Source organism: Saccharopolyspora sp. NFXS83 (assembly GCF_026241095.1).
In the GTDB taxonomy this organism is placed as follows: Bacteria; Actinomycetota; Actinomycetes; order Mycobacteriales; family Pseudonocardiaceae; genus Saccharopolyspora_C.
This window is the reverse complement of record NZ_JAPFGB010000002.1, coordinates 63,622-76,288: the sequence shown is the minus strand read 5'-3', so window position 1 is coordinate 76,288 and position 12,667 is coordinate 63,622. Positions and strand designations below refer to the sequence as shown.

The 12,667-nt window shown below is 71.9% G+C and carries 9 protein-coding genes; 7 read left to right on the top strand and 2 right to left on the bottom strand.

Features of this window, described 5'->3' with window-relative positions; translation table 11 throughout:
- Positions 1 to 17: 17 nt before the first annotated feature.
- The 6 genes from OOZ19_RS02860 to OOZ19_RS02835 all read left to right on the top strand — a co-directional run bounded on the left by OOZ19_RS02860 (position 18) and on the right by OOZ19_RS02835 (position 8,475).
- A complete protein-coding gene (locus OOZ19_RS02860; RefSeq protein ID WP_266087905.1) occupies positions 18 to 1,022 on the top strand; it encodes a methyltransferase in 1,005 nt (334 codons plus the stop codon).
- Between the two features lie 3 nt (positions 1,023 to 1,025).
- Positions 1,026 to 4,403 (top strand): ACP S-malonyltransferase, encoded by a 3,378-nt coding sequence (gene fabD, locus OOZ19_RS02855; protein ID WP_266087903.1) that lies wholly within the window; start codon positions 1,026 to 1,028, stop codon positions 4,401 to 4,403.
- Positions 4,400 to 5,620 carry a cytochrome P450 family protein gene (locus tag OOZ19_RS02850; protein ID WP_266087901.1) on the top strand — a complete coding sequence of 407 codons (1,221 nt, stop codon included), beginning with the start codon at positions 4,400 to 4,402 and terminating at the stop codon, positions 5,618 to 5,620. Before fabD ends, OOZ19_RS02850 begins: the two co-directional genes overlap by 4 nt.
- A 227-nt stretch (positions 5,621 to 5,847) precedes the next feature.
- On the top strand, positions 5,848 to 7,044 hold the full coding sequence (locus OOZ19_RS02845; protein WP_266087899.1) for a cytochrome P450: 1,197 nt from the start codon (positions 5,848 to 5,850) through the stop codon (positions 7,042 to 7,044).
- A 25-nt stretch (positions 7,045 to 7,069) separates the two neighbouring features.
- Complete coding sequence (gene panD / locus OOZ19_RS02840) at positions 7,070 to 7,486, top strand: aspartate 1-decarboxylase (RefSeq protein ID WP_266088327.1); 417 nt, start codon at positions 7,070 to 7,072, stop codon at positions 7,484 to 7,486.
- A 32-nt stretch (positions 7,487 to 7,518) separates the two neighbouring features.
- Positions 7,519 to 8,475: a class I SAM-dependent methyltransferase gene (locus OOZ19_RS02835; RefSeq protein ID WP_266087897.1), complete on the top strand. Its 957-nt coding sequence runs from the start codon at positions 7,519 to 7,521 to the stop codon at positions 8,473 to 8,475.
- Between the two features lie 43 nt (positions 8,476 to 8,518).
- Here the strand turns inward: OOZ19_RS02835 and OOZ19_RS02830 are convergent, their stop codons facing one another.
- Positions 8,519 to 9,862: an acyltransferase domain-containing protein gene (locus tag OOZ19_RS02830; RefSeq protein WP_266087894.1), complete on the bottom strand. Its 1,344-nt coding sequence runs from the start codon at positions 9,860 to 9,862 to the stop codon at positions 8,519 to 8,521.
- 182 nt (positions 9,863 to 10,044) lie between these two features.
- On the opposite strand from OOZ19_RS02830, the gene OOZ19_RS02825 reads away from it, so the two are divergent.
- On the top strand, positions 10,045 to 11,259 hold the full coding sequence (locus tag OOZ19_RS02825; RefSeq protein ID WP_266087891.1) for a nucleotide disphospho-sugar-binding domain-containing protein: 1,215 nt from the start codon (positions 10,045 to 10,047) through the stop codon (positions 11,257 to 11,259).
- A gap of 131 nt (positions 11,260 to 11,390) precedes the next feature.
- On the opposite strand, the gene OOZ19_RS02820 is transcribed toward OOZ19_RS02825, so the two are convergent.
- Positions 11,391 to 12,638 (bottom strand): glycosyltransferase, encoded by a 1,248-nt coding sequence (locus tag OOZ19_RS02820; protein WP_266087889.1) that lies wholly within the window; start codon positions 12,636 to 12,638, stop codon positions 11,391 to 11,393.
- Between the last annotated feature and the right edge of the window lie 29 nt (positions 12,639 to 12,667).

Genomic DNA, 12,667 nt, shown 5'->3' with positions numbered 1-12,667 from the left:
GAACGAGGACGCACATCATGGAGATCTTGAAACTGGCGATCAGCGGCTGGTTCTCCCGAGCGCTGGCGGTCGCGGCGCGACTGGGCATCGCCGACGAGCTCGCCGGCGGAGCGCTGTCCGCCGGCGAACTCGCCCGGCGCACCGGCACCGATCCGGACGTGCTGCACCGGTTGCTGCAGATGCTCACCGTGCCCGGCGTGCTGGAGCGAGACGAGCAGGGCGCCTTCCGGCTCACCGAGGCGTACGACGCGCTGCGCGCCGATCACCCGTTCACCCAGCGGCACTTCGCCATCCTGGCCGCTGAGTTCTACGACGACGCCTTCGCCGGGTTGGAGCACACGGTGCGGACCGGCGAGTCCGGGTTCCGGCACGTGTTCGGCTCGTCGCTCTACGAGCACTTGGCCGTCAATCCGGAGCTGGAAGCCCTGTTCGACCAGGGCATGGTGGACTTGGCCCGGCCGGTGGCGGCGGCGTTGGCCCAGCAGCACGACTTCACGGGCGTGGGCACGGTCGTGGACGTCGGCGGCGGCAGCGGCGGGCTGCTGCCCGGCCTGCTGTCCGCGCACCCGCACCTGCGCGGCGTGGTCGCGGACCGGGCCGGGGTGTGCGACCGCGGACCGGACGCGCTGAGCGCGATCTCTGCGCCGGATGTCGTGCAACGGATCTCCTTCCAGCCCTCGGACTTCTTCGCCGAGGTGCCCGCGGGCGGTGACCGCTACGTGCTCAAGAACGTGCTGCACGACTGGAACTACGACAACTGCGTGCGGATCCTGCGCGTGGTCCGCGACGCGATGGTCCGCGACGAGCCGGACGGACACCCGCACTTGCTGGTGCTGGAGCCGCTGGTCGAAGCCGACATCGACGGCTGGCGGGCGATCTTCCAAGCGCTGGCCTGCGATGAGGGCACGCTCGGGCTCGACGAGGAGGACCTGCGCCGCGCGCTGACCGAAGCCGGGTTCGAGGTGTGCGCGGTGGACCGGATGGTCACGGGGCACAAGCTCGTGGACTGCGTCCCGGCCTGAACCATGGCTCCTCGCACGATCTTCCTGTTCGCCGGGCAGGGTTCGCAGTACCACCACATGGGGCGGTGGTACTACGAGAACGATCCGGTCTTCCGCGCCACCATGGACGAACTGGACGAGGTGGTCCGGCGGCAGCGCGGGGATTCGGTGCTGGCCGGTCTCTACGCGCCGGAACGCGCAGCGGAGCAGCCGTTGGCGGAGTTCCGGCTCAGCCACCCGAGCATCTTCATGGTCGAGTTCGCAGCCGCGCGGATGCTGCGGTCGCACGGCTTCACCCCGGATGCCGTGCTGGGCGCGAGCCTCGGCGAGATCGTCGCCGCCGCGGTGGCGGGAGCGGTCGATCCCGCGGAGTGCCTTTCATCGATGCTGCGGCAGGTCGAGCTGTTCGAATCCGATTGCCCGCGCGGAGGAATGCTCGCGGTGCTCGGCGGAACCGAGCTGCTGGCGGAGCTGCCCACGGGAACGGCCGAGCTGGCGGCGGTGAACTCGGCGTCCAACTTCGTGCTGTCCGGAATGGACGGTGACCTGGACCGAGTCGAGGCCGCGCTGACCGCGAAGCAGGTCCTGTGCCAGCGGTTGCCGGTGCCGTTCCCGTTCCACTCCTCGTACCTCGATGCGGTTCGTGAGCCGTTCACCCGCCTGGTGCGGGAACTGGACGTGCGGCGCCCGGCGATCCCGGTGGTCTCCGGTACCACCGGTGAACCGGTCGCCGAACCCGACGCGGACCACCTGTGGCAGGTGCTGCGGGCGCCCTTCGACCTGCCCCGCGCGCTGGACGGGGTGTTGACCGGGGGGCGGTGCCTGGTGCTCGATCTCGGTCCCGCCGGGTCGATGGCGAACGCGGTGCGGGCACGGCTGCCCGCGGGGTCGGGGTCGGTCGCGCTGCCGGTGCTCTCGCCCTACGCGCGGGACGAGGTCCTGTTCAGCAAGGTGCTGGCCGCCCGGCCCCGCACCGCGCCGCCCGCGGCCCCAGTGCCGAAGCCGTCCGGCGCACCGGAGGCAGTGGAACGTTCCGATCACGAAACCGAGGTGGAGCCGGTGGCCGCGCGACCGGAGCCGGACGCGCTCAGCGTGTACGTGTTCCCAGGACAGGGCTCTCAGCGCAAGGGCATGGGGCGGGAGCTGTTCGACCGGTTCCCCGAGCTGACCGCGCTCGCCGACGAGGTCGTCGGCTATTCGATGCGCACCCTCTGCGTCGACGATCCGCAGCGGCGGCTGCGCAGCACCGAGTTCACCCAACCCGCGCTGTACGTGGTGAACGCGCTGACCTACCTGGCCGCGCTGCAGGAGGGCGGCAGACTGCCCGACTACGTGCTGGGGCACAGCCTCGGCGAGTACGACGCGCTGTTCGCCGCCGGGGTCTTCGACTTCGAGACGGGGCTGCGCTTGGTGCGCGAGCGGGGGCTGCTGATGAGCCGGGCGCCCGGTGGCCGGATGGCCGCGGTGTCCGGGCTCGACGCGCAGGCGCTGGCCGAGGTGTTGCGGGGCAACGGTTTGGCCGAGATCGACGTGGCCAACCTGAACACGCCGACCCAAACCGTGATCGCCGGACCGGCGGAAGCGATCGACCGCGCGCTGCCGCTGTGCACCGCCGCCGGTGGCCGCTGCGCGCCGTTGAACGTCAGCGCCCCGTTCCACAGCCGGTACATGGCGGGCGCGGCCGAGGAGTTCGGCCGGGTGCTGGACGGGACGTCCTTCGCCGCGCCGAAGATTCCGGTCATCTCCAACGTCGACGCCCGCCCGCACGTCGCGGGCCGGATCGGCGAGATGCTGCGCAGGCAGATCGACAATCCGGTCCGGTGGACCGACGGCATCCGCTACCTGATGGGGCTGGGACGGTTGCGGGTGCGCGAGCTGGGGCCGGGGCAGGTGCTGACCAAACTCGTCGCCAAGATCGAGGCCGAGCCGGTGCCGACCGCCCCGGCGTCGGGGGAGCCTGTCGAGGACGAAGCCGGGCCGTCCGCCACCGAGGCCACCTCCGGGCGCTCGTACGGTTCCGCCTCGGGCGGTGCACCGGTCTTCGGTTCGGGCGCGGTCGAACCGGGTTCGGCGGCGTTCCGCCGCGCCTACGGCACCCGGCACGCCTACGCGGCGGGCGGGATGCACCACGGCATCGCCTCGATCGAGCTGGTGGCCAGGATGGCTCGCGCGGGGCTGCTGTCCTACTTCGGCGCTCGCGGCCTGCCTGCGGGCCGGGTGGCTGACGCGGTCGACCGGCTGCGAGCCGAGGTCCCGGCGGGTTCTCCGCTCGGGTTGAACCTGACGCACGATCCGTACGACGAGCGGACGGAGTCCGAGCTGGTCGACCTGATGCTGCGCCGCGAGGTGCGGTGCGCGGAGGTGTCCTCCTACGTGGACGTCTCTCCCGCGTTGGTGCGCTACCGGCTGAGCGGCAGCCGATTGCTGCCCGACGGCCTGGCGCACGCGCCGAACAAGGTGCTCGCGAAGGTCACCAGGCCGGACGTGGCACGCGCGTTCATGCTGCCCGCGCCGACGGCGATCGTGGACCGGCTGGTCGCAGCCGGAGACCTCACCGAGGAGGAAGCCGCGGCCGGGCGGAGGCTGCCCGTGGCCGGGGACGTGTGCCTGGTCGGCGACTGCGGAGACCACACCGATCTGGGCGTGCTCCCGGCCCTGCTGCCGTCGGCGATCCGGATGCGCGACGAGCTCGTCGCGCAGGGCCGCACGTCCGAGCCCGTCCGGGTCGGGGGCGCGGGTGGGATCGGCTCGCCCGAGGCCGCCGCGGCGGCGTTCGTGCTCGGCGCCGACTTCGTGCTGACCGGTTCGATGAACCTGGCCACCGCGGAGAGCGCGATCAGCGATGCGGTCAAGGACCTGCTGCAGACCGCCGACGTGCACGACACCGCCCACGCGCCCTTCGGCGAGCTCTTCGAACTCGGCGGGCGGGCGCGGGTGCTGAAGAAGGGAACGCTGTTCCACGCCAGGGCGGGCAAGCTCTACGACCTGTGGCGCCACTACGGCGACTGGGCGCAGGTACCGCCGGGCGAGCGCGCCAAGGTCGAGAAGTACCTCGGTGCGTCGTTCGAGGACGTCTGCGCCGAATCCGGTGCCGAGGCGGGACTCGACCCGAAGCGGCGGATGGCGCTCGTCTTCCGCTGGTACTGCGAGCAGGCCCGGCGGTTCGCGATCAGCGGGAAGCCCGGCCGCGAACCCGACTACCAGATCAGCTGCGGACCCGCGTTGGGCGCCGGCAACCGCTGGCTGCGCGGCACCGAGCTGGAGCACTGGCGCCACCGGCACGTCGACGAGCTGGCGGACCGGCTCATGGCCGGTGCCGCCGCGATCCTCGGCGGTGCGGGCGAGGCACGACCAGACGACGAGATCCCGGCAGTGACCGGGGGAGAGGCCGGCTATCGATGACCGACGGGTTCGCTGAGCAGGAAACCGAGTTCGACCTGTCCGACACGGGGTTCATCACCGACCCGGAGGCGGGTGAGCGGTGGCTGTCCGAGCCGCGTCCGGTCTGCCGCGGCCGGTTCGCCGACGGCACTCCGATCTGGGTAGTGACCCGGTACGACGACGTCCGCGCCGTGCTGTCCGATCCCCGGTTCACCAGCCGGCCGCCAGGGGATTCGCACCTGACCAGCATGCTCAGCAGGGGCATTCCGCAGGACGTCGTCGAGATCTTCGACTCGACGCTGCTGACCATGGACGGTCCCGACCACGCGCGGGTGCGCAGGTTGGTGACCCCGGCGCTGTCGGCGCGTCGGATGCGGCGGCTGGAACCCGTCGTCGAGCACATCGCGCACGACCTGCTCGACGCCCTCGCCGACGACGCCGAACCGGACCTGATCGCCCAGTACGCGCATCCGCTGGCGATCGTGGTGATCTGCGACCTGCTGGGCGTCGACGAGCGCTACCGGGAGCAGTGGCGCGAGTGGAGCGAGTCGCTCGCCGTGGCGTTGCGCCCGGATCCGGAGCAGGTCGCACCCGCGGTCCGCGGCATGGCCGGGGTCATCCGCGAACTGGTCGAGCAGCGGCGGGCCCGGCCGCAGGACGACCTCATCTCGGAGCTGGTGCGGGTACGCGACACCGATGGCGATCGGCTGTCCGACGATGAGCTGCTTGCGCTGGCGATGGTGCTGGTGCAGGCCGGGCACGACACGGTGCGCAACTTGATTTGCCTCGGGGTGTTCACGTTCCTGGGCAACCCCGCCCAGCGCGAGCTGGTGCGCTCCGGCGCGACCACGATCAACGCGGCCGTGGCCGAGCTGGTGCGCTACGCGGCTCCGGTCAAGCACGCGTTCCGCCGGTTCGCGACCGACCCCGTGCGCCTGGGCGAGGTGACCGTGCAGCCCGGTGAGGCGGTGCAGGTGGTGTTGGCCGCCGCGAACCGGGATCCGGAGCAGTTCGCCGATCCCGGCGAGCTCGACGTCACCACGCGGTCGTGCCCGCACCTTGGATTCGGCCACGGCGCGCACTACTGCCTCGGCGCGAACCTCGCCCAGATCGAGGCCGAAGTGGCGCTCACCGCGCTGTTCGACCGATTCCCCGGCGTGCACCTGGCGGTGCCGCCCGCGGAGGTCGAGCCCCGCTTCCTGGCTCCCATGCCCCGCCTGCCGGTCCGGCTCGCGTGAGGAGCCGACCGGCCGCTGCGAGCCGCTCGGATCTCGCGTCGAGCCGTGGAGCTTCGGCCGCCCCGCTTGGCCGTTCGGGCGGTCGCCGCTCAGCCGTTCGGCCACCGGGCGACCGCACGCCGCCGACGACGCTCGAACCCGGGGGCTGAGCTCGCACCACCGGTCCTGAGCAACTCGATCCGCACGACGTGAGGCCGTTACCGCCCGCCGCACCTAGGAGACCCCGCATGCCCGAAGCCGTTCCCACCGCACCGGCTCTGCCGATGACCCGCGGCTGCCCGTTCGATCCACCTCCCGAGCTCGGCGCGCTGCGAGAGCGGCACCCGGTGAGCCGGATGACTTTCCCGGACGGGCACGTCGGCTGGCTGATCACCGGTTACGACGCCGTGCGGCGGCTGCTGGCGGATCGCCGGGTCAGTTCGCGCGGCGACCTGCTGCGTTCGCCGATCCCGCTGCCGATGGCAGCGGACCGGACGGAGGTGTCACCGGGCATGTTCACTGCGATGGACCCACCGGAGCACACCCGCTACCGGCATCTGATCGCCGGATGGTTCACCGTGCGGCGCACCCGCGAACTGGAGCCGCGGATCTCCGAGATCGTCGAGGAGCACCTCGACGTGCTGGCGAACTCGGAGCGACCGGTCGACCTGGTGCGCACCTTCGCCGAGCCCGTGTCCGCCATCGTCATCTCCGAGCTGTTGGGGGTGCCCGCCGACCGGCGGCAGCGCTTCCTGGACGCCACCGCCGCCCTGTTCGCCGTGCACACCAGCGCGGAGGAGGCCATCGCGGGGTGGCTCGGAATCCGTGAGCTGCTGCTGGAACTCGTCCGGGCGAAGCAGGCGGAACCGGCCTCGGACCTCTTGGGCACCTTGGTGTCCAGCGGGTCGCTCGACGACGAGGAGCTGATCACCGTCGGCAGCCTGCTGCTGACCGCCGGACACGACACCAGCACGAACATGATCGCGTTGGGCACCTACGCGCTGCTCACCAACGAGGATCAGTTCGCCGCGCTGCGCGACGACCCGGAGCTGGTGCCACGAGCGGTCGAAGAACTACTGCGGTACCTGACGATCGTGCACGCCGGTTCGATCCGGGCCGCGTCCGAGGGCTTCGAATTCGACGGTCATCAGATCGCCGGGGGCGACGCGCTCTCGCTGTCGCTGGTCGCGGCCAACCGGGATCCGGCGCTGTGCCCCGAACCGGACCGCTTGGACATCACCCGGGAACCGGTGAACCACCTGGCGTTCGGACACGGGGTGCACCAGTGCGTCGGGGCGCAGCTCGCGCGGATCGAGCTGCGGACGGCGTTCGCGGCCTTGGTGCGCCGCTTCCCCGGACTGCGCTTGGCGGTACCCGCCGACGAGATCCGGCTGCGCAGCGAAATGATCATCTACGGGGTGCACGAGCTTCCGGTGGCCTGGTGAGCTCCGCACGGGCAGGGGAATCATGATCTATCGAGACATGCTCAAGTCCAAGATCCACCGCGCGACCGTCACGCAGGCCGATCTGCACTACGTCGGTTCGCTGACCGTGGACCGGGTCTTGATGGAGGCGGCCGACCTCCTGCCCGGTGAGAAGGTCGACGTGGTCGACATCGACAACGGGGCGCGGTTGTCCACCTACGTCATCGAAGGCCCCGCCGACAGCGGGATCATCGGGATCAACGGTGCCGCCGCGCGGCTGATCAGTCCGGGCGACCTGGTCATCGTCATCTCCTACGCGTCCGTCCCGGACGAGTCGGCGCGCGAGCACGCACCCCGCGTGGTGTTCGTCGACGAGCGCAACCGCCCGGTGCTGCGCGGGGACGACCCGGCAGCGGTGCCGGAGGGGGCCGGGCTGAGCCGCGGCGACCTCCTCGACCGATAGTGCGCAGTCCCCGTTCCCGGCTGGAGGCCGAAGTGAGCACGCCCGAGATCATGACAGCGTTCAGCACCGGCTTGGCGGCCATCAACCTCGACGAGACCGGCACGCCGCGGCGCGGTGCCGAGGCCGAGCGGATGAAGACCGCCAGCGCCACCATCTACGACCTGGCGGTCGAGCGGAGCTCCGGCAACGACCTGTGGAACTGGGGGATGCACGACCCGGAGGTCGTGCGGGATATCGAGCGAACCATCGCGGACTTCGGCCGGTTCGGCACCGACGGGTTCAGCGAGCAGCTGTACTTCCAGGCGCTGCGCGGGATTCCAATGTCCTTCGACGATTACGCGGGCAAGACGGTGCTCGAAATCGGGTGCGGGCCGGGGGAAGGGCTGAACTTCCTGTCCCGAGCGGTGCCCACCGCCCGGTTCGTCGGGGTGGACCTGTCGCCGATGGCGGTCCGGCGGGCGAACGCGCTGCTGGCGCGGGGCGAGCAGCTGCGGTTCGTGCACGGAGACGCCGAGGAGCTGCCCTTCGAAGACGGTGCGGTCGACGTCGTGGTGAACATCGAGAGCTCGCACACCTATCCCGATCTCGGCAGGTTCCTCGGCGAGGTCTCCAGGGTCCTCAGACCAGGCGGCCACCTCACCCACATCGACCTGTTCACCCGCCAGCGCTACGCGCACTTCCAGCGGCTCGCGCCCGGCGTCGAAGGACTCGACTGGGTGCGGGAATTCGACCTGTCCGAGCAGGTGCGGGCCGCGGTCCGGGCGCGGATGGCGCCGGACAGCCACTTCCACCGCGCGCTCGCGCGGGAGCGGATGTCCGCGCTGGCGCGCCGGGTCCAGGAGCACAGCCGCATCCTGATGTTCGGGGGAGCCTTCGCCGGATACCGGCCGAGCCGGACCATCCGCGTGCTGCACCGGCTCGGCGTCGTGCCGTGGCTGAGCGGGTTGCCCATGGAGAGCTACCGGCAGCACGTCGCACGGCGGAGGTGACCCGATCCGGTGGTGCGAAGGGGAATTCGCACCACCGGGTCCTTCACCGCGCGGCGAACACGGCGTCGCGGACGGCCGACTGGTAGGGCGTCAGCGAGCGCACGGACGCCCGGCTCGCGGCACCGGTGGCGCAGCCGTCGCGGTGCACGCTCCGCCAATCCGGCGCGTGACCCAGTTCGAACAGCCCTCGAAGCGAATCCAGCACCGCCGAGCGCTCGGCATCGCGGCGGCCGGACGGGAGCGTGCTGCTCGGCGCGTCATCGTCGGCCAGGCACTGCCGCACGGCCGACAGCAGCACCGGGTGCGGGCTGATCTCCAGGAAGGTCCGATGGCCGTCGGCCCGCAGCATCCCGACGGCGTCGGCGAAGCGGACCGGTTCCCGCAGGTTGCTCATCCAGTACTCGGCGGTGATCTCCGGGCCCTCCAGCCGGCGCGCGGTCGCGGTGGAGTAGATCGGCACGTCCGCCCGTCCCGGCCGCAGCCCCGCCAGCGCGCGGTGCAGGTCGTCGCGCAGCTCGTCCACGTAGTGGCTGTGCGAGGCGACGGTGTTGCGGATCAGCTTGCAGTACACGTCGCGTTCGCCGAGGACGCGCTCGAGCTCGCCGAGGGAGTGGGCATCGCCCGCGAGCACCGTCGACACCGGGCTGTTGGACCCGGCGACGGCGACCTTGCCCCCGGTTCCCGCGACGAGCTCGCGGGCCGCTGATTGGGACAGCTCCGTCACCGCCAGCGCCCCCTTGCCGGTGATCCGCCGCAGCAGCGCGCTGCGGCGGCAGGCGACCGCGGCGGCGTCCGCCAGGCTCAGCGCTCCCGCGACGTGCGCGGCGGCGATCTCGCCCATGCTGTGCCCGACGACGGCGTCGGGCTGGATTCCCCAGCTGCGCCACAGCGCGGCGAACGCGATCTGCAAGGACACCATCGTCGGTTGCAGCACGTCGATCTCCTGCAACCGGGAGTCGTCGCGGGTGAGCTGGTCCACCACCGAGAAGTCCACGTGCGCGCGCATCGCGCGGTCGCACTCGTGCAGCGCCGCGTGGAAGACGGGCTCGGTCGCCAGCAACCGGCGTCCCATGCCGGTCCACTGCGAGCCCTGCCCGGCGAAGACGAAGGCGAGCCCGCCAGGTGCCGCCGGTGGTTCGGGTGCGGGCGCGGCGATCGCTTCGGCCAGCCGCTCGGCGAGCTCCGGGTAGTCGCCTGCCACGAAACCCGCTCGATGGGCGCCTGCCGGGGCACGGCCGGCCGTGCGGCACAGCTCGGAGAAGGAGGGCTGGCCGTGCGTTCGCCGCGCCAAGTCGAGGTAGGAGCCCATCAGCTCGCGCAGCTCACCCGCCGACCCGGCCGACAGCGGGAGCACCGTCGCGGCATCGTCGATCCCGGAAGAGGACATTCGAACACCCCACAGATTCGTTCGGACCTTCAGTCTGACCGGACGGGCGGCGGACGGCGTCGCGCGCGGTGTTCGACCACGAATCCTGCCGGTCTCGTCCGGAATGGTGGAAACGTGCTTGGGTGCCCGAGACACCTGAAACGCCTCCGCGTCGCCACGTCCGGCACTACCGAGGAGCACCCGTGCGCGTGCTGTTCGTCCCGCTTCCGTTCCCGACCCACTACTTCCCGACCGTCGGGCTGGCCTGGGCCTTCCGGCTCGCCGGGCACGACGTTCGGGTCGCCACCGGTGACCAGGTGGCTGACGCGGTCGACCGCTCCGGAGTGCCGGTCGTCCGCGTCCGCTCCCGCCCGGAGCTGATCGAGGCACCGGAGCGGAACCGGGAATGGCTCGGCATGGAACGAGCAGCGTCCGAGGGCGACGAGCTGGTCGACGCATTGGTCGCGGGCCCGGTCGACAACTACGCGCGGATCGCGGAGGCGATGGCCGAAGACCTGGTCGGTTTCGCCCGCGCGTGGCGGCCGGACCTGGTGATCTCCGATCCGCTGGCCTACGCGGGCCCGATCGCCGCGCAGGCCACCGGCGCGGTTCCGGTCCGCCACCTGTGGGGCGTGGACTCGCCGCGGTGGTTCCGGTTGCCCGGCACCGGTTTCGACCGGAACGCGCCGGCTCGCGCGGTCCCGTGGGAGGCGCTGCCGTGGCCGCCCCGGTTGCTCGACCTGTTCGACAGGTACGGCGCCACCCCCGGGGACGACCTCGCGGTGCGCACCGTGGATCCCTGTCCGCCGAGCCTGCAGGTTCCCGGGGCCGCGAACACGGTCCCGGTGCGCTACACCCCGTACAACGGGGAGGAAACCGTTCCGGAGTGGTTGTGGGACGCGCCCGGGCGCCCGCGGATCTGCGTGACCTGGGGGCTGGCCTCGACCGCGACCCTCGGCGAGGAGTTCTTCGGGGTGCCGACGGCGTTGCGGGCGATCGGCGACCTCGGCCCCGACGTCGACGTGGTCGTCGCCGCGCGCGGCGCGGACGCGGCACGGATCGAACCGGCGCCGAACGTGCGCGTCGAACCGGTACCCCTGAACGCGCTGCTGCCCACGTGCGACGCGGTCGTGCACCACGGCGGCTCGGGCACCTTGTTCACCGCGGCGAGCTGCGGGGTCCCACAGCTCATCCTCGGCATGATGCACGAGCACGAGGCCGCGAGTTCCCGGTTCGCCGCGCAGGGTTCGGCCGTGCTGCTGTCCCGCGGTCAGGCCGGGGACGCCGACGTTCGCGAGGCGCTGGCGGGGATCCTCGACGATCCCGCACGACGCGCGGCGGCGCGGCGGCTGGCAGCCGAGATGCGCGTGCAGCCGACCCCGGCCGACGCCGTCGAGCGGCTGTCGGCACTGCTCTGAGCCGGACCGCCGCACCGCCGGGCACCGGGACGCGACCACGTCGGCTCGGTCCGGTGACTTCGAGGCCGGGCCGGGAGGCGCGCGGCGTGGTCCGGCGTGCGGGGACCCGCGTCCCCGGCCCGCGGCGCGGATCAAGATCCCGAGAGGTGTCGCTCGAAGTGGTCTTCGATGACCTCGCACGCCCGCTCGGCGCCCCGGTCCGCTCGGACCCGGGAGCCGACCAGCGCGGCCCGCGCCGCCATGGCCGCGGAACCGACTGCTTCCTCCACGCCGCGCACCACCTGGTCGATCCGCATCGAGGCGAACGGGATCGGCTCGGCCGCCACACCCAGCCGATGCGCTTTCGCCGCCCAGAAGGGGTGATCGGCGAAAGTGGGGACCACGACCTGCGGAACCCCCGCTCGAAGCACCTCGGCCATGGTGCCGTAACCACCGTTGTGGATCACCGCCGACGCCTGCGGGAACAGCCACTCGTAATCGGCCTCGGCGATCTGCAGGTCGCCCTCCCGCAGCGGTTCCTCCCGGCCGCCCACCACGATGATCCGCTTGCCGGTGCGTTCCGCCGCCGCGATGAGCGCGGCGCGGGTCAGCTCCTCGTGGTGCACCGGCCACGTGCTGCCGAACGTCGCAACCAGCGGGTTCGGCTCGTCGGCGAGGAAGTCCACGAGCTCCGGCGGCGGCTGCCAATCGCGCTTCCAGAACCAGTAGCCGGTGACGTGGCAGTTGCGCGGCCAGTCGGCGGGCGGCGGGATGATGCTCGGGCTGAACGGGTAGAGCATGGGTTCCCGGCCGCCCAGCGCGCGGTACGGCGACCGCAGCCCCAGCGGATCGAGCCCGCGGTGCGCCCGGAATCCGTTCACCATCCGCCGCGTCTTGGCCCATTCGAGTTCGCCCGAGACCAGGTGGGTGAACCGGTGGTACAGCCCGCCCAGAGGTAGTTCCGGTGCCCCGAACGCGGGGAACGCCCGCGTGGAGGTGACCGGCCACCACGAGGTCCCGCACCACGGCCGTTCCGGGCGTCCGACGCTGATCCCCTTGGTGAACACGGCGTTCACCGTGAAGTCCGCGTTCGAGCAGGCGGCGTCGATGCGCTCCAGCAGGCTCGCGTACGCCTCCGCGCTGGTGCCCGGTAGCCGGCGCGTCATCCGCAGCACCGACGGGCTCTGGCGCAGGGACTCGACGACCTCGGGGATCTCGAAGAAGCTGCCGGTGCTGACCGGGGTGGGTTCGAGGTTCAACCCGGCTTCGTCGGCGAGTTCCTGGAAATCCCCGCTCGTGACCAGGTCGACTTCGTGCCCGCGAGCGCGCAGCGCGCTGCCGAGGGCGAGGAAGGGCTGCACGTCGCCGCGCGAGCCGAACGGGACCAGAGCGACCCTCATGATGCCTCCGCGACCAAGGTGCTGGGGTG